Origin of the sequence: Aromatoleum buckelii (assembly GCF_012910785.2) — a bacterium.
Classification (GTDB): domain Bacteria; phylum Pseudomonadota; class Gammaproteobacteria; order Burkholderiales; family Rhodocyclaceae; genus Aromatoleum; species Aromatoleum buckelii.
Window position 1 is genome coordinate 648,002 of the sequence record NZ_WTVH02000009.1, and the last position, 15,743, is coordinate 663,744.

The following is a 15,743-nucleotide window of genomic DNA, read 5'->3' on the forward strand; positions in this document are numbered from 1 at the left end:
TCTTCTTCGAAGGTCATCGATGCGGCAGATTTCCAAGCTGTGCCGGGTTGCGGTGGCGTCTCTCGGGACGGCTTGCGCCGGGGCGTCGTTCGGCGCGGAGGTCGAGCTGGTCGGCGTGTTCGGCGCGAAGGCGGTGCTGATCGTCGATGGTGGCGCCCCGAAGACGCTGGCCGTCGGCGAGCGCACGCGCGAGGGAGTCAGGTTGATCGAAGTGCGCGGCGAGACGGCGGTCGTCGAGGTTGACCGCACGCCGCGCCGGATTGCGCTCGGGCAGGCGGTGTTGCGCGCCGACGGGCCGCAAGCGGAATCGGCGACAGCCAGTCTTTTTGCCGATTCCTCCGGTCATCACTTCGCGAACGGCACGATCAACGGCGCCGCGGTGCGTTTTCTCGTCGACACCGGCGCGAGCATGGTGTCGATTGGGATGTCGGATGCGCGGCGGGCCGGCATCGACTACCGTCGCGGCATGCCGGCCCACACACAGACGGCAAGCGGGCCGGTAATGGTGTGGAAAGTGCGGCTCGATACCTTGCGCGTCGGCGACATCGTGGTGCACGGCGTCGATGGACTGGTGCATGAAAACGACCTGCCGTTCGTGCTGCTCGGGATGACTTTTCTCGGCCGCATGGACATGCAGCGGGACGGTGACCGGCTCGTGCTGCGCAAGCGCTACTGAACGCCCCAGGAAACGGCTTTGCCGTTTCCGCCCGCGAACGGGACAAGAAAATCCGTGGCCGCCGGGCGTTTTCTGGAGAGGTAAGACGAGTGATCGAAAAGAAGCTCATGGAAGCGGCACTGGATGCCGAGGGGCTGCGGCGCCGGTTTGTCGATGCGCCGCAGATGGCGCCGGTGCGCGAAGACGGCTCCCACCGGGGCGAGTTTCGCCCGGCTGCGGTGCTGGTGCCGGTGGTCCTGCGCCCGGAACGGCTCGCCGTGCTGCTGACGCGCCGCACCGATCATCTGCACCATCATCCGGGCCAGATCAGCTTTCCGGGCGGGCGGGTCGAGAAGGCGGACGTCTCGGCGGTGATGACGGCGTTGCGCGAGACGGAGGAGGAGACCGGTCTCGATCCGGAACGCATCGAGCTGCTCGGCGAGCTGCCCGAATACTTCACCGGGACCGGCTTCAGGATCACGCCGGTGGTCGGGCTCGTGCATCCGCCGTTCGAGCTCAAGCTCGACACGTTCGAAGTTGCCGAAGCGTTCGAAGTGCCGCTGGCGCATTTCCTCGATCCGGCCAACCACGAGCGCCACACGATGGAGTACCAGGGCCGGATGCGACAGTATTACGCGATGCCGTACGAAGGGTATTTCATCTGGGGCGCGACGGCGGGAATCCTGGTGTCGCTGTACCGGTTTCTCGGTGGCGAGGCGCCCGTGTAGCGCTCGCCGAGGTTGACGTTGACGTCAACGGACATTATGTTGCGCCCTCGAACGCCCGGATCCGGGCGGCATTCACGGAGAGTCTCGCAATGAAGATCGAAAATGGTGTGTTCGTCGTCACCGGAGGCGGATCGGGGCTGGGGGCGGCGACTGCGCGGATGCTGGTCGGCGCCGGAGGCAAAGTGGTGCTGGCCGACGTGAATCGTGACGCGGGCGAGGCGCTGGCGGCCGAGCTGGGCGCCGCGGCGGCGTTCGTCGCGACCGACGTGACCGACGAGGCGAGCGCGAAGGCGGCGATCGAGCGCGCGGTGTCCGGCTTCGGCGCACTGCACGGGCTGGTCAACTGCGCCGGCATCGCTCCGGCCGAAAAAGTCGTCGGCCGCGAGGGACCGCACCAGCTCGAATCGTTCGCGCGCACGATCACCGTCAACCTCATCGGCAGCTTCAACATGATGCGCCTCGCGGCGGACGTGATGACGAAGGCGGCGCCGAACGACGAAGGCGAGCGTGGCGTGATCGTCAGCACCGCGTCGGTCGCAGCCTATGACGGGCAGATCGGCCAGGCCGCGTATGCGGCATCGAAGGCGGGCGTCGTCGGACTGACGTTGCCGGTGGCGCGCGAGCTGGCGCGCTTCGGCGTGAGGGTGATGACGATCGCGCCGGGAATCATGGAGACGCCGATGCTGATGGGCATGCCGCAGGAAGTGCAGGATTCCCTCGGCAGGACCGTACCGTTCCCGTCCCGCATGGGACGGCCTGCGGAATACGCGGCGCTGGTGCGCCACATCATCGAGAATGCCTACCTCAACGGCGAGACGATCCGCCTCGACGGCGCGATTCGCATGACAGCGAAATGAGCTGAAGCGGACGGCGCCGCGGCGACGGTAAGCGGCGCGTGCGACGATTGCGGCTCTTCGGGGTTGGCGTGCCGCAAGTTTTGCTGCACTGCAATAGCGGCGGGACATCAAGTGTGCTAAAAGACGTTTCGCTGCCTGACCGGACGGAGGGGGCCGCCCACTCGCCGCCCTTGCCGCCCTCGGTGTTTCCCTGATGAGCGCTTCCGAAATCGAGTCTGTCCGAGCATCGTTGCCTGAGCAGGACTGCTATCACTGCGGCCTGCCGGTCCCGCCCGACACGCACCATTACGTGACGATCGACGGCGCGTCGCGGCGCATGTGCTGCGTCGGCTGCGAGGCCGTCGCCGAGTCGATCGTCGCCAATGGCCTGACCGATTACTACCGCCATCGCGACGCGATGCCCGAGCCGCAGAAGGAGGCGCTGCCCGCCGAACTGCAGGAACTCGGGCTGTTCGATCATCCCGATTTCCAGAAAACCTTCGTCCAGCCGATCGGCGAGCACGAGCGCGAAGCGGCGCTGATCCTCGAAGGCATCACCTGCGCGGCGTGCGTGTGGCTGAACGAACAGCATGTCGCGCGCCAGCCGGGCGTTTCGTTGGTCGAGGTCAACTATGCGACCCGGCGTGCGCGGGTGCGCTGGGACGAACGGCGCGTCAAGCTGTCCGAGATCCTCTCCGCGATCCAGGCGATCGGCTACCGCGCGTATCCGTACGACGCGGAGCGCTCGGAGCAGATCGGCAAGCGCGAGCGGCGGTCGATGCTGTGGCGCGTCTTTGTCGCCGGCTTCGGCATGATGCAGGTGATGATGTACGCGTTCCCGGCGTACATCGCGCCGGAAGGCGACCTCGCGCCGGACATCGAGCAGCTGATGCGCTGGGCGAGCCTGCTATTGACGCTTCCGGTCGTGCTGTATTCCGCGGCGCCGTTTTTCCAGCGGGCGTTGCGCGACCTGAAGCTGCGCCGCCTCGGCATGGACGTGCCGGTGGCGCTCGGAGCCGGCAGTGCGTTCGCGGCAAGCCTGTGGGCGACGCTCGTCGGGGGCGGCGAAGTGTATTTCGACTCGGTGACGATGTTCGTGTTCTTCCTGCTGTGCGGGCGCTATCTGGAGATGGTCGCGCGCCAGAAAGCGGTGCGCGGTGTCGAGGAGCTCGGCAAGGTGTTGCCGGCGTTTGCCGAGCGCCTGCCCGGCTGGCCGGCGCCGGACGGGGAGCGCGTGCCGGTGTCGCAACTGGTACCGGGCAACTTCGTGCGGGTGCGTCCCGGTGAAGTCATGCCCGCCGACGGCGTCGTCGTCGACGGACGCAGCGAGGCGAACGAGGCGCTGCTGACGGGCGAGAGCCTGCCGGTGCCGAAGTTTGCCGGGAGCCCGGTCACCGGCGGCAGCATCAACATTTCGAGTCCGCTGACGGTGCGCGTCGAGCAGGTCGGCGACTCGACCCGTCTCGCGGCGATCCGCCGCCTGATGGAGCGCGGCGCGAGCGAAAAGCCCCGCCTCGCGCAGCAGTCGGACCGCGTCGCAGTCGTGTTCATCGTCGCGCTGCTGGTGCTCGCGTTCGCGACGGGTCTCGCGTGGTACTTCATCGAGCCGGGGCGGGCGCTGTGGGTGTTCGTGTCGGTGCTGGTGGTCGCGTGTCCTTGTGCGCTGTCGCTGGCCACGCCGACGGCGCTGACGGTAGCGACCGACGCGCTGGCCCGAATCGGAGTGCTGGTGACGCGCGGCCACGCGATCGAGACGCTCGGGCGCGCGAATCACTTCGTCTTCGACAAGACCGGCACGCTAACGCGGGGGCGGATGAGCCTCGAAGAAGTCCTGCCGCTCGGCGAGCTTGGCGAAGCCGAATTGCGAGTGCTGGCAGCGGCGCTCGAGCGCGATTCCGAACATCCGGTCGCCGAGGCACTGCGCCGCGTCGGGGGTGACGACGTGCTGCCCGCGGTCGATGAGGTCATCGCGCAAACCGGGCAAGGCATCGCGGGGCGGATCGATGGCGTGCGCCATGCGATCGGACGCCCGGCCTACGTCGCAGCGCAACTGGATCTCCTCGAACCCGCGCGGTGCGCGGAATTCGAGGCGCGGGGCGGGTCGGTGATCGCGCTCGGCAGAACCGGCGAATGGCTCGGTCTGTTCCGCCTCGCGGACGTGCCGCGCGAGGAAGCGGCGCAGCTGACGACGAAGCTTCTCGCAGAGAAAGTGCGCATGACGGTGCTGAGCGGCGATTCGCCCGGCGCGGTCGATGCGGTCGCGCAGGGTCTCGGTATCGATGACGCTCACGGCGGGCTGACGCCTCAGGGCAAACAGCAGTTCCTGGCGAGGCTGCAGCGTGCTCCCGGGGCAGTGGTGGCGATGGTCGGCGACGGCGTCAATGATGCGCCGGTGCTTGCCCAGGCCCACGTGTCGGTGGCAATGGGCGGCGGCACCGAGCTCGCCCGCAACGAAGCCGACATCGTGCTGTTGAGCGAGAATCTCGCCGGGCTGGGGCGCGGGCTCGACCTTTCGCGCCGCACGCTGCGGATCATCCGGCAGAACCTGTGGTGGTCGTTCGCGTACAACTTCACGTCGGTGCCGCTCGCGATGGCCGGCCTGGTCACGCCGTGGATGGCGGGCATCGGCATGGCCGGGAGCTCGCTGCTCGTCGTTCTCAACGCGCTGCGCCTGCAGCGCCAACCGCAGAGCGGGGTTCGCTGATGGAAAGCCTTTACATCCTGATCCCGCTCTCGGTCGTGCTGGTTTTCGTGATCGGCGTGATTTTCTGGTGGTCGCTCAAGTCAGGGCAGTACGACGATATGGAAGGTCCGGCGTACCGGGTGCTGATGGACGACCGCGATGCGCCACCGCCTGCCGAGAAGCAGCCGGACGGCACCGACCGCGAGGCGCCGAAGTGAGGCGGAGCACCTCGCGGCACTGCCGGGGACACTCTTTGTTGATCCTGGTCAAAACTTCATCCGGCCGAGATGGGCATACTTTTTCCATGGTTTTTACGGGTGTCGCCGCGAAATTTCGGGAGGCATTCCGGCAGCTGGTATTCATGTCTCTCTGTTGGGGTTGGGGGTGCGTTCGATACGCACCCTTTTTTTTGCCTGCGATTTTCACCATGTTTCCAACATGGTTTTTTTGCGCGATTGGTGCTCCATATGCTTCCGCCCGATTGCGCGGTGCAATATAATGTTGACCTAAGTCAACGGCCGATCAGCGGTGTTGTGCATTGACGCGTTCGTCCCGGATGCTAGTGCGTCGATGACTGCAGACCGGGCGTAAAGGTTTTTCATCAGGGGGGCAGTTACATGCAATCGCAAGCGACTTACAACTACAAAGTCGTGCGCCAGTTCTCCATCATGACAGTGGTGTGGGGAATCGTGGGCATGCTGGTCGGCGTGATCATCGCGGCACAGCTTGTATGGCCGGAACTCAACGTCGCGGAATGGTTCCACTTCGGCAGGCTGCGTCCGCTTCACACGAACGCGGTGATCTTCGCGTTCGGCGGCTGTGCGCTCTTTGCGACGTCGTATTTCGTCGTTCAGCGCACCTGCCATACCACGCTGTTCGCGCCGGGTCTCGCGGCTTTCACGTTCTGGGGCTGGCAACTGGTCATCGTGCTGGCCGCGATCACGTTGCCGCTCGGCATCACGAGCAGCAAGGAATACGCCGAGCTCGAATGGCCGATCGACATCCTGGTCGCGGTGGTTTGGGTGTCCTACGCGATCGTGTTCTTCGGCACCATCGCCAAGCGCAAGACCTCGCACATCTACGTCGCGAACTGGTTCTTCGGCGCGTTCATCCTGACGGTCGCGCTGCTGCACATCGTCAATAGCGCCGCGCTTCCGGTAACGCTGACCAAGTCTTATTCGGCGTACGCCGGCGTGCAGGACGCGATGGTGCAGTGGTGGTATGGCCACAACGCGGTCGGCTTCTTCCTGACCGCGGGCTTCCTCGGGATGATGTATTACTTCGTGCCGAAGCAGGCAGAGCGCCCCGTGTATTCGTACCGCCTGTCGGTGGTGCACTTCTGGGCGCTGATCTTCACCTACATGTGGGCCGGCTCGCACCATCTGCACTACACCGCGCTGCCCGACTGGACCCAGTCCGTCGGCATGGTGTTCTCGCTGATCCTGCTGGCGCCGTCGTGGGGCGGGATGATCAACGGCATCATGACGCTGTCCGGCGCGTGGCACAAACTGCGCACCGACCCGATCCTGAAGTTCCTGATCACCGCGCTATCGTTCTATGGCATGTCGACGTTCGAAGGTCCGATGATGTCGATCAAGACGGTGAACGCGCTGTCGCACTACACGGACTGGACTGTCGGTCACGTCCATTCGGGCGCGCTCGGCTGGGTCGCGATGATCTCGATCGGCTCGATGTATTACCTCCTGCCGCGCATGTACGGCCGGACCGAGATGTATTCGACGGGCCTGATCAATGCCCACTTCTGGATCGCGACGATCGGCATCGTGCTGTATATCGCGTCGATGTGGATTGCCGGCGTGATGCAGGGGCTGATGTGGCGTGCGACGAATCCGGACGGCACCCTTACGTACTCGTTCGTCGAGAGCGTCAAGGCGAGCTACCCGTTCTGGTCGATTCGCCTGGCAGGCGGCGTGCTCTTCCTGACCGGCATGCTCATCATGTTCTACAACATGGTCAAAACGATGGCCGGCCACCGCGCGTACGACGCTCCCGTCGTGCTTCCCGCCGCTGCGCACGCCTGATCGGAGAAACGTGACATGGCCAAATCCAAATCGAATCACGATTTTATCGAGCGCAGTGTTGGCTGGCTGATCGTGCTCACGCTGCTGACGGTGAGCGTCGGTGGTCTTGTCGAGATCGTCCCGCTGTTCTTCCAGAAGTCGACAACGATGCCGATCGATCGCCAAGGCAACCAGCTGAACGTCAAGCCGTACGATCCGGTGCGGCTCGTCGGGCGCGACATCTACGTCCGCGAAGGCTGCTACAACTGCCACTCGCAGATGATTCGGCCGTTCCGGGCCGAGACCGAACGCTACGGCCACTACTCGGTCGCCGGCGAATTCATCTACGACCGGCCGTTCCAGTGGGGCTCGAAGCGGACCGGCCCAGACCTGCAGCGCGTCGGCGGTCGCTACTCGGACGAGTGGCACCGGGTGCACCTCAACAATCCGCGCGACGTCGTGCCGGAATCGAACATGCCTGCGTTCCCGTGGCTCGAACGTCCGGTCAAGGCGGACGACATCGAGCAGAAAATGCAGGTGCTGCGCACCCTCGGTCATCCGTATTCCGACGAGGAAATCGCCGGGGCCCGGGCAGCGCTCGAAGGCAAGACCGAGATGGAAGCGTTGATCGCGTACCTGCAGGGGCTGGGTACCGCGCTTTCGAACTTCAAGTGAAGAACAGGAGAAGCGCCGTGGATATCAACGATTTGCGATCCCTCATCACCGTGCTCGGCCTGACCTGCTTCCTGGGCATCTGTTTTTGGGCCTACAGCAAACGTGCCCGGGCCGGATTCGATGAAGCGGCGCTGCTTCCCTTCACCGATGATGATGCGCCGATGCCGCATGGTGGCCGGCAAGCCAAGGAAGGATAAAAAATGGCTGACTTTGTTAGCGGTTTCTGGAACGTGTATGTGATGGGCCTGGTGGCCCTGAGCCTGCTGTTCTGCCTGTTCGTGCTGATGTCGAACAACAAGCGCGAGACTGGCCCAGTGGAGTTGCACGGCCACGTCTGGGACGAAAACCTCGCCGAATACAACAACCCGCTGCCGCGCTGGTGGTTGTACCTGTTCTGGCTGACGCTGGTTTTCGCAGTCGTCTACCTGATCCTGTATCCGGGGTTCGGCAACGCGAAAGGCCTGCTCGGATGGGCGTCGGTCGGGCAGTACGAAACGGAAATCCGGAAGGCGGAAGAGCGCTACGCGCCGATCTTCGCCAAGTACCAGGGCATGGACGTGGCGGCAGTGGCGGCGGACCCCGAGGCCCGCGGGATGGGGCAGCGGCTGTTCGTGACCTATTGCGCGCAGTGCCACGGGTCGGATGCGCGCGGGGCGAAAGGCTTCCCGAACCTCACCGATAAGGCCTGGCACTGGGGCGGCGATCCGGAGACGATCAAGGCCACCGTCACCAACGGGCGGATCGGCGTGATGCCCCCTCTCGGTCCGACGCTCGGCGCCGGCGGCGTGAAGGATGTCGCGAACTACGTGCGCTCGCTGTCCGGCCTCGCGCACGACTCGCTGCGCGCGCAGCGGGGTGCGGAGCTGTTCCAGCAGAACTGCGCGGCCTGTCACGGAGCCGAAGCGAAAGGGATGCCGGCGATGGGCGCTCCTGATCTTTCCGATGACGCCTGGCTGTACGGGTCTTCGGAGGCGACGATCATGGAAACGGTCACGAAGGGCCGGATGAACCGGATGCCGGGGTTCGGCGAATTCCTCGGCGAGGCGAAAGTGCACCTGCTGACGGCGTACGTGTACGGCCTCTCGAACAAGCCGGCGCAGTAAACCGTTTCGGGCAGCAGGGATTCCCCGGGGGCGACCCGGGGAATTCAAGCCCGAGAAATTAGAATTTACGGATATAGCGATATATGACCGCCCCGATACCTCTTCGGAAGTTCCCTTCCCCGCGCGACAAATCGGCCGCCGAGTCCGACGACCTCTATGCTGCACGGAAGAAGCTCCATGTGCGTTCGGTGAGCGGCCGCTTTGCGACCTGGCGGTGGATCCTGGTGTGGTTTACGCAGATCCTCTATTACGGCCTGCCCTGGCTCACGTGGAACGACCGGCAGGCAGTGCTGTTCCACCTGACCGAGCGCAAGTTCTACATCTTCGGTTGGGTGTTCTGGCCGCAGGACGTGTTCTACCTCGCGATCCTGCTGATCATCTCCGCTTTTGCGCTGTTCTTCTTCACCGCGATTGCGGGGCGGTTGTGGTGCGGGTACGCGTGTCCGCAGACGGTGTACACCGAAATATTCATGTGGATCGAGGAGAAGATCGAAGGGGATCATCTCAAGCGCAAGAAACTCGACAGCGCGCCGATGGGAGCGCGAAAACTTGCGATCCGCTCGGCCAAGTACGGTGCGTGGATTCTTCTGTCGCTGTGGACCGGTTTCACGCTGGTGGCGTATTTCACGCCGCTCGAGGAGTTGCTCGAGGCGGCGAGGACGCTGAGTTTCGGGCCATGGGAAATGTTCTGGATCCTGTTCTACGGCGGCTTCACCTACCTTTTCGCGGGAGTGATGCGCGAGCAGGTGTGCAAGTACATGTGCCCCTATGCACGTTTTCAGAGCGTGATGTTCGATGCCGACACCCTCGTCATCACTTATGACCAGGAGCGCGGCGAGCCGCGGGGCTCGCGCAGGAAAGGCGTCGCACCGCGCTCGTCCGGGTTGGGCGACTGCGTCGATTGCGGGATCTGTGTCCAGGTGTGCCCCACCGGGATCGACATCCGGCAGGGCCTGCAGTACGAATGCATCGGTTGCGCGGCGTGTATCGACGGCTGTGACGGCGTAATGGACCGCATGGGCTATCCGCGCGGGCTGATCCGTTATTCCACGGACAATGCGCTCAAGCAGCACTGGGGACGAAAGGAAATCGTCGCGCACGTGCTGCGGCCGAGAACGCTGATCTACAGCGCGATCCTGACGTCCGTTTGCATCGCGCTGCTGTGGGGCCTGGCGACCCGTTCCGACCTGCGAGTGGACGTGATCCGCGATCGGGCAACTCTCGCACGCGAAGTCGAAGGGGGCTTGATCGAGAACGTCTACCAGCTGCAGATCATGAACATGCTCGAGACTCCTCGTGTGTTCGACATCGCCGTGTCGGGCCTGGACGGGATTCGCATCGACGGCGTCCGGCAGGTGAGCATCGCTCCGGCCTCGACCGAATCCGTGACAGTGCATGTGCGGGTGCCGCCCGAAGCGGGGGCGCCGGGTTCGCACGAAATCGTCTTCGATGTCGGCATGAGCGGTGATCCGTCCGTGTCGGTGCAGGAAGACACGACTTTCCATTTGCCGCGCTAAGAGGGATCGATCGAATGCGCACAGCAGTTCTGACGAAAGACATTCAGCCTTGGTATCGGCAGGGCTGGCCGTGGTTCCTGATCGCAATCCCGGCGACCGCCGTGCTTGCGGGCGCAGTGACCTTGTGGCTCGCCATCACCACTTGGGACGGGCTGGTGGTGGACGATTACTACCAGCAGGGCAAGACAATCGAAAAAACCATCGGGCGCTCGGTCCGGGCACGCGAAATGGGCCTCGTCGCCGATCTCCGGCTTCGCGCGGAGGAGGTCAGCATTCGGCTGGACGCCGCGCAGGGAATCGTGTTGCCCCCGACAGTCGTGCTGACGATCGCGCATCCGACGCGCGCCGGGCAGGATCAGAAGCTCCTGCTTAAAGGGCGCGACGGGACGTTCGCCGGGGCTGTCGCACCGCTATCGACGGGTCGCTGGCTGATTCAGCTCGAGGACGAGGCGCAGACGTGGCGACTCAGTGAAACCATCCTCGGGCCGACGGGCGCGGAGATCCGGATAGTCCCCGCGGATTCTTAACTGACTGGCGAAGGGGGTGTCACGTGCTGAAATGGATCCAGGTCCTGTGGCCTTCGTTTCTTGTCGCAGGCATTGCCGAAGCGGTTTTTTTTACCGTTGTCGATCCCAAGACCCTGTATTTTCTTGGCGAACCTGTTGAATATTCGCTGACGGCTACTTATTCGATCGGGTTTTTCGGTTTCTGGATCGTCTGTGCCGTCTCCAGCCTGGCAACGCTGTTTCTGCTGCGCAGTCCGGAAGAGCTGAACCGGCAGCAGCCCTAGCTCGCTGCAGCGAGACCCGCCGCCGGCGGGCTTCGCCTGCCGGCCGTCAATCTCAGCGATACACCAGCACGGGAATATTGCTGTGGGTAAGCACTTTCTGCGTCTCGCTGCCCAGCAACAGGCCGGCAATTCCCCGGCGACCGTGTGAAGCCATGAAGATCAGGTCGCAGCCGTGCCGCTTCGCCGCGTCGATGACCGCTTCGTACGGCACTTCGTTGACGAGCGTATCGGTGTCGGCAGCGACCCCTTCGCTATCTGCCACCGCCTTGGCCTTGCCGAGGATCTTCCTCGCTTCCTCTTCGGCCGATTTCGCGAACTGCTCCGGTGTGGTCGGATCGATCAGCGCGCCCTCGCCGTAGATCGGCATCGGAAAATCGGGCTGCGCATAAAAGAAGGTGATCCGCGCGCCGGCATCCTTAGCGAACGAAACCGCCCGTGCGACAGTGCCTTCCGACAGCGGCGAGCCGTCGGTGGGGACGAGAATGTGCTTGAACATCGCGTTGCTCCCTCGGTTTTTGATGGACGATTGATTATAGCCACGTCGGGCGCGATGGCGCGCTGCGGGCAGCGGCGGACGATTGACACAGGTCAACCAGCACGTAGGGATATGAGAACAAGCTACCCGCATTGCGGGAGGGGCTATGGACGTGACATTTTTCGGCGCCGCCGGCGAGGTTACCGGATCGTGTGCAAGGGTGCGCCACGAGGGTGGCATGTTCCTCGTGGATTGCGGCATGTTCCAGGGCGGCCGCGATGCGACGCGAAAGAACCTGCAGGCGCTCGACTTCGACCTCTGCGAAGTCGATTTCGTTGTCCTGACCCACGCTCACCTCGATCATTCGGGGCTTGTGCCACGGCTGGTTTCGCTCGGTTACCGGGGAAAAATCCATGCGACCGCTGCGACAGTCGACCTTCTCGGCGTGATGCTGCTCGATTCGGCGCACATACAGGAGAAGGAGGCGGAGTGGGCGGTCCGCAACAGCCGCCGAAAGAACGCGCGGCACGGCTGGTCGGCAGCGCCGCTCTACACGGTTAACGAGGCGCGCGAGAGCCTCGCGAGCCTGCGCAAGGTTGCCTACGACGAAGAGATCGTTCCGCACCCCGGCGTGCGCTACCGGTTCCGCGAGGCAGGCCACATCCTCGGTTCGGCGATCGTCGAAATCGACATCGAAACGGGCGGAACGTCGCGCAGGCTGGTTTTCAGTGGCGATTTGGGGCGACCGATGCGACCGGTGTTGCGGGATCCGGTGAAGATCCCGCGGGCGGATTATCTGTGCATCGAGTCGACGTATGGCAATCGTGCGCATCGTCCCATCGGGGCTACTGAGTCGGAACTGATTCACGTCCTGCGCGATACGTTGGAGCAAAGGCGCGGCAACGTGATCATTCCTGCGTTTGCCGTGGGGCGCACGCAGGAGGTGATCTTTGTTCTTGCCGATCTTGTCAGGGCGGGGAAGATCCCGCGGCTCGAGGTCGTCGTCGATTCTCCGATGGCATCGGCCGTGACGGAGCTGACCCTGCAGTACGACGAACTGTGGGACGAGGAAACCCGGTCCCTGCTCGCCTGGATTCGCGCCCATCCGGAAAGGATCAGCGTGCGTTTCGTCCAGGACGTCGAGGACTCGATCGCATTGAACGCACAGCCCTCGGGACTGGTCATCATCTCGGCAAGCGGCATGTGCGAAGCCGGGCGTATCCGTCACCACCTCAAGTACAACGTCGGCCGCAGCGAGTGCAGCATCGTGATCTGCGGCTTTCAGGCGGCAGGGACGCTGGGTCGCCGGCTGGTCGACGGAGCACGCACGATCACGCTGTTCGGTGAATCCATCGCAGTGCGTGCGCAGGTGCATACGATCGGAGGACTCTCCGCCCATGCCGACCAGCCGGAGCTGCTCGAGTGGCTCGGGCACATCGAAGAGGCGCCGCGCCGGACGTTCGTGGTTCATGGTGAACAGGAAGCCGCGTCAGCGTTTGCCGAGGCGCTCGCCTCGCGGCTGCAGTGGGCCGGGATTACGATTCCTGCACCGGGGAACGTCTACGCGCTGGATTGATTGAGCAGGCTCCTTTCGGCGGCGATTGCAGGATGCAGCGATTCGCCCCAAAACGACGGGATGATGAGCGTGAATACAGCAAGAAACGGAAAGCCCTCCAGTCCGCTCACACCGCCGCAGGCAGTGCGGCGGACGCTGCGCGAGATTCACGACCACGTCGAGGGCACTGTCGATCCCCTCGGCGTCGCAGCGCCGATCGTGCATGCGCAACTCGCCTGGGCTGCGCATCCCCAGGAACTTGCGGAAAGGCTTGCCAGCCTGTCCTCCGATCTTTGGCGGCTGCAGGAGCACTCGTGGCGCCGCGCCGTGGGGCTGGCGAATCCCGATCCGATCAGCCCGAATGCCGACGACGAACGCTTTGCCGACCCCGTTTGGACGGATATGGCGACTTGGGATCTGATCAAGGAGTGGTACCTGGCCTTTACCCACCACATGCAGGACATGCTGTACAACACTCCCGGAATGTCCGGCAAGGAGCGTCGCAGGGCCGCATTCTGGTGGCGCCAGTGGATCAATGCAGTGGCGCCGACGAACTTCTATTGGACGAACCCCGTCGCGATGCGCAAGGCCATGCAGGCCCGCGGCGCGAGCCTCTTGCGCGGATATGGCATTTTTCTCGGCGATCTGCAGGCGGGCGACGTTCGCATGACCGATCCCGCCGATTTCGAGGTCGGCAGGAACCTTGCGACGACCCCCGGCGCCGTCATCTTTCGCAACGATCTGCTGGAAATCATTCATTACGCGCCGACCCGGGCCAAAGTGCGTGCCGAGCCGGTCGTGATCGTCACGCCCTGGATCAACAAGTTCTACATCCTCGATCTGGTGCCAAGGAAAAGCATGATCCGCTTCCTCCTCGACCAGGGGCTGGACGTGTTCATCACGAGCTGGAAGAGCCCGGACGCCGGGATGCGCGATGTGGGGTTCGACCGTTATCTGCAGGACGGCGTTCACGCGATTGTCGAGACGGCCCGGCGCTTTACCGGCGCCGCCCGGGTGCACGCCGTGGGCTACTGCATCGGCGGGACAGCGCTGGCGATGTACATGGCGTGGGCCAACCGGCGTTTCCCCGCGGAAGACGTCCCGGTGGCGGACTGGACGTTGCTGACGACGCTCGTGGATTTCCGCAAGCCCGGCGACATCGAAGTCTTCATCGACGACGGAAGCATCCGCTATCTGACCGCGAGCATGGCGCGCAAAGGGTTCCTCGACGGCAAGGAGATGGCTTCCGCGTTCCGCCTGCTGCGCTCCAATAGTCTCATCTGGCACTACGTCGTCCACGGTTGGCTGTATGGCGAGGCGCCGCCGCCGTTCGACGTGCTGTACTGGAACATGGACACGACGCGGATGCCGTGCGCGATGCACTCATGGTATTTGCGCGAACTCTACCTGCACAACCGGCTGATCGAGCCCGATGCGCTGGTGGTCGCCGGCGAGCCGATCGATCTCGCCCGCATCACGCAGCCGCTGTATGCCGTCGCCGCCGAGGACGACCACATCGCCCCGTGGCAAGAGGCTTATCGCGTCAACAACTTCGTCACCGGACCGAAGCGCTATGTGTTGTCGAGCTCGGGGCACATTCTCGGCATCGTCAATCCTCCCGTGACTCCGCCGAAGCGCAAGTATCGTGTCGCCGACGCGCACCGCTCCGACGCCGCGGAAGCGTGGCATGCGAAAGCCGCGGAAGAGCCGGGCAGCTGGTGGACCGACTGGATGAACTGGCTCACGCCGCGGTGCGGAGAGCTGGTCGAGGCGCGGGACGCCGCATCGGAGGCCTATCCCCGGCTCGCGGATGCACCTGGGGTCTATGTCCTCGAGCACTGAGCACGATCTGAGCACGATTCGTCCCGCGGCTTTTCCGGACGCCGCCGTCCAGGCCCTCTCCACGGGCTTCTTTATGCAATTGACCCGAGTCAAGGTGAGCACTCGGAGCGCTGGGGAGAATGCTTCAGGCCTGCAAGCCCGCCCGCTCTTGCGATCAGCCTTGGTAGTGGGCGAGGCCGACGGGATCGTGCAGGGCGATGTGTTTGCCGTGGACGGTGATCAGTCCTGCATTGACGAGGTCGTGGAAAATTCGCGAAAGCGTTTCGGGAGTCAGGTTCAGACGCGAGGCAATGACCTGCTTGCTGGTCGGCAGCTGGATATCCTGAGCGCCGGTGGCGCCCTCCTGCTCGACCTGCTGCAGCAGGTAACCGATCACCCGCTGAGTGCTCGAGCGCAACGAATAGATTTCGACGTCCTGGATCATGCTGTGCAACCGGATCGCCATGCCCGCCAGTAATTTGCGGGCGAAGCTGGAGTCCTGGTCGATCAGATCCGAGACGACCGCTTGCCCGATGTGGAGAAGGCGGGTGGCCACGAGTCCTTCGGCGAAAACGGGATACGGGCGGTTCAGGAACATCACCGCTTCACCGAAGCTGTGCATCGGGCTGATGATCTCGACGACTTTCTCGTTGCCTTGGGCGGACGAAACCGCGAGTTTCACCTGGCCGGAAACGACGAAAAAGAAACCATGGACCGGGTCGCCGCGCTGGAACAGGACTTCACCTTTTTCCAGCGTGCGTTCCCGGGTGTAGCGGGCAACCCGGTCGATGTCGTCGGCGGAAAGTTCGCTGAAGAACGAAATCTGACGCAGCAGGGTGGGGATGTCGGCAATGGGGTTGGGCATCTTGGCCTCCAGCGGAAAC

Annotated in this window: 16 protein-coding genes; 14 read left to right on the forward strand and 2 right to left on the reverse strand. The window is 64.0% G+C overall.

Translation table 11 applies throughout. The features are described from left to right. Positions 1 to 19: 19 nt before the first annotated feature. The 12 genes from GO608_RS09235 to GO608_RS09290 all read left to right on the forward strand — a co-directional run bounded on the left by GO608_RS09235 (position 20) and on the right by GO608_RS09290 (position 11,008). Entirely contained in the window at positions 20 to 676 is a 657-nt protein-coding gene (locus GO608_RS09235) for a retropepsin-like aspartic protease family protein (RefSeq protein WP_169200282.1), read from the forward strand. 89 nt (positions 677 to 765) lie between these two features. Beyond that, a complete protein-coding gene (locus GO608_RS09240; protein WP_425532294.1) occupies positions 766 to 1,383 on the forward strand; it encodes a CoA pyrophosphatase in 618 nt (205 codons plus the stop codon). 89 nt (positions 1,384 to 1,472) lie between these two features. Continuing rightward, positions 1,473 to 2,240 (forward strand): 3-hydroxyacyl-CoA dehydrogenase, encoded by a 768-nt coding sequence (locus tag GO608_RS09245; protein WP_169200283.1) that lies wholly within the window; start codon positions 1,473 to 1,475, stop codon positions 2,238 to 2,240. Positions 2,241 to 2,433: 193 nt separating this feature from the next. Next, complete coding sequence (locus tag GO608_RS09250) at positions 2,434 to 4,923, forward strand: heavy metal translocating P-type ATPase (protein WP_169200284.1); 2,490 nt, start codon at positions 2,434 to 2,436, stop codon at positions 4,921 to 4,923. Continuing rightward, positions 4,923 to 5,120 (forward strand): cbb3-type cytochrome oxidase assembly protein CcoS, encoded by a 198-nt coding sequence (ccoS, locus tag GO608_RS09255; protein WP_169200285.1) that lies wholly within the window; start codon positions 4,923 to 4,925, stop codon positions 5,118 to 5,120. Before GO608_RS09250 ends, ccoS begins: the two co-directional genes overlap by 1 nt. Before the next feature lie 399 nt (positions 5,121 to 5,519). Then, positions 5,520 to 6,944, forward strand: coding sequence for a cytochrome-c oxidase, cbb3-type subunit I (ccoN, locus tag GO608_RS09260; RefSeq protein ID WP_169200286.1), 1,425 nt, complete (start codon positions 5,520 to 5,522; stop codon positions 6,942 to 6,944). A 15-nt stretch (positions 6,945 to 6,959) separates the two neighbouring features. Further along, positions 6,960 to 7,598 carry a cytochrome-c oxidase, cbb3-type subunit II gene (ccoO, locus tag GO608_RS09265; RefSeq protein WP_169200287.1) on the forward strand — a complete coding sequence of 213 codons (639 nt, stop codon included), beginning with the start codon at positions 6,960 to 6,962 and terminating at the stop codon, positions 7,596 to 7,598. Between the two features lie 17 nt (positions 7,599 to 7,615). Then, positions 7,616 to 7,795: a cbb3-type cytochrome oxidase subunit 3 gene (locus tag GO608_RS09270; protein WP_169200288.1), complete on the forward strand. Its 180-nt coding sequence runs from the start codon at positions 7,616 to 7,618 to the stop codon at positions 7,793 to 7,795. A gap of 3 nt (positions 7,796 to 7,798) precedes the next feature. Next, a complete protein-coding gene (ccoP, locus tag GO608_RS09275; RefSeq protein WP_169200289.1) occupies positions 7,799 to 8,701 on the forward strand; it encodes a cytochrome-c oxidase, cbb3-type subunit III in 903 nt (300 codons plus the stop codon). A gap of 83 nt (positions 8,702 to 8,784) precedes the next feature. Further along, positions 8,785 to 10,218, forward strand: a complete 1,434-nt coding sequence (gene ccoG, locus GO608_RS09280; RefSeq protein ID WP_169200290.1) for a cytochrome c oxidase accessory protein CcoG — start codon at positions 8,785 to 8,787, stop codon at positions 10,216 to 10,218. Between the two features lie 14 nt (positions 10,219 to 10,232). After that, positions 10,233 to 10,745, forward strand: a complete 513-nt coding sequence (locus GO608_RS09285) for a FixH family protein (RefSeq protein ID WP_169200291.1) — start codon at positions 10,233 to 10,235, stop codon at positions 10,743 to 10,745. A 23-nt stretch (positions 10,746 to 10,768) separates the two neighbouring features. After that, entirely contained in the window at positions 10,769 to 11,008 is a 240-nt protein-coding gene (locus tag GO608_RS09290; protein ID WP_169200292.1) for a hypothetical protein, read from the forward strand. A gap of 52 nt (positions 11,009 to 11,060) precedes the next feature. Here GO608_RS09290 and GO608_RS09295 read toward each other — a convergent pair whose 3' ends face one another. After that, positions 11,061 to 11,504: a universal stress protein gene (locus tag GO608_RS09295; protein WP_169200293.1), complete on the reverse strand. Its 444-nt coding sequence runs from the start codon at positions 11,502 to 11,504 to the stop codon at positions 11,061 to 11,063. A 145-nt stretch (positions 11,505 to 11,649) separates the two neighbouring features. On the opposite strand from GO608_RS09295, the gene GO608_RS09300 reads away from it, so the two are divergent. Both GO608_RS09300 and GO608_RS09305 read left to right on the forward strand, forming a co-directional pair. Then, a complete protein-coding gene (locus GO608_RS09300) occupies positions 11,650 to 13,059 on the forward strand; it encodes an MBL fold metallo-hydrolase RNA specificity domain-containing protein (protein WP_169200294.1) in 1,410 nt (469 codons plus the stop codon). A 63-nt stretch (positions 13,060 to 13,122) separates the two neighbouring features. Next, the gene (locus GO608_RS09305; RefSeq protein WP_425532295.1) at positions 13,123 to 14,880 is read left to right on the forward strand and encodes a PHA/PHB synthase family protein; all 1,758 of its coding nucleotides are present in this window, start codon (positions 13,123 to 13,125) and stop codon (positions 14,878 to 14,880) included. A 154-nt stretch (positions 14,881 to 15,034) separates the two neighbouring features. On the opposite strand, the gene GO608_RS09310 is transcribed toward GO608_RS09305, so the two are convergent. Beyond that, positions 15,035 to 15,724 carry a Crp/Fnr family transcriptional regulator gene (locus GO608_RS09310; RefSeq protein WP_169200295.1) on the reverse strand — a complete coding sequence of 230 codons (690 nt, stop codon included), beginning with the start codon at positions 15,722 to 15,724 and terminating at the stop codon, positions 15,035 to 15,037. Positions 15,725 to 15,743: the final 19 nt, after the last annotated feature.